1 protein-coding gene is annotated in these 1,228 nt (G+C 58.7%); it reads left to right on the top strand.

Translation table 11 applies throughout. The features are described 5' to 3' along the window. Positions 1-1,176 (top strand): elongation factor Tu (gene tuf, locus ACR0L3_RS20625; protein WP_480575288.1); only part of this gene is annotated, 1,176 nt, incomplete at its 5' end. Positions 1,177-1,228 lie beyond the last annotated feature (52 nt).

Genomic DNA, 1,228 nt, shown 5'->3' with positions numbered 1-1,228 from the left:
ATGGCAAAGGAAAAGTTTGAGCGTACAAAACCGCACGTCAACATCGGCACGATTGGCCACGTTGACCACGGCAAGACGACGCTGACCGCAGCGATCACCAAGTATTTCGGTGACTTCAAAGCGTATGACCAAATCGACGGTGCGCCGGAAGAGAAAGCGCGCGGCATCACCATCTCGACCGCCCACGTGGAATACGAGACCGACAACCGCCACTATGCGCACGTCGACTGCCCCGGCCACGCTGACTACGTCAAGAACATGATCACCGGTGCTGCCCAGATGGACGGCGCGATCCTGGTTGTGAACGCAGCTGACGGCCCGATGCCGCAGACCCGCGAGCACATCCTGCTGGGCCGCCAGGTTGGCATCCCGAAGATGGTCGTGTTCCTGAACAAAGTTGACCAGGTTGACGACGAAGAGCTGCTGGAATTGGTTGAGATGGAAGTTCGCGAACTGCTGTCCAGCTACGAATACCCCGGCGACGATATTCCGATCATCGCAGGTTCGGCTCTGGCCGCGATGGAAGGCAACAACCCGGAAATCGGCGAAGAGAAGATCAAGGAACTGATGGCGGCTGTTGATGACTACATCGACACCCCTGAGCGTGCTGTTGACCAGCCGTTCCTGATGCCGATCGAAGACGTGTTCTCGATCTCGGGCCGTGGTACTGTTGTGACTGGCCGTGTTGAGCGTGGCGTGATCAACGTTGGCGACGAAATCGAAATCGTCGGCATCCGCGACACCAGCAAAACCACCTGCACTGGCGTTGAAATGTTCCGCAAGCTGCTGGACCGCGGTGAAGCAGGCGACAACATCGGCGCGCTGCTGCGTGGTGTTGACCGTGACGGCGTTGAGCGTGGCCAGGTTCTGTGTAAGCCGGGTTCGGTTACACCGCACACCAAGTTCGAAGCCGAAGCCTATATCCTGACCAAGGAAGAAGGCGGTCGTCACACTCCGTTCTTCGCGAACTACCGTCCGCAGTTCTACTTCCGTACAACTGACGTGACCGGCACCGTGACCCTGGCCGAAGGCACCGAGATGGTCATGCCTGGCGACAACGTGTCGTTCGGCGTTGAGCTGATCGCGCCGATCGCAATGGAAAACGGTCTGCGCTTCGCGATCCGCGAAGGCGGCCGCACCGTCGGCGCCGGCGTTGTCTCGAAAATCATCGAGTAATTCGCACCAGCGAATATCTATGGAAAGGGCGTCCCTCGGGACGCCCTTTTTT

The organism is Ruegeria sp. CK1 (assembly GCF_056536545.1).
This window is presented reverse-complemented; position numbering and strand designations above follow the sequence as displayed.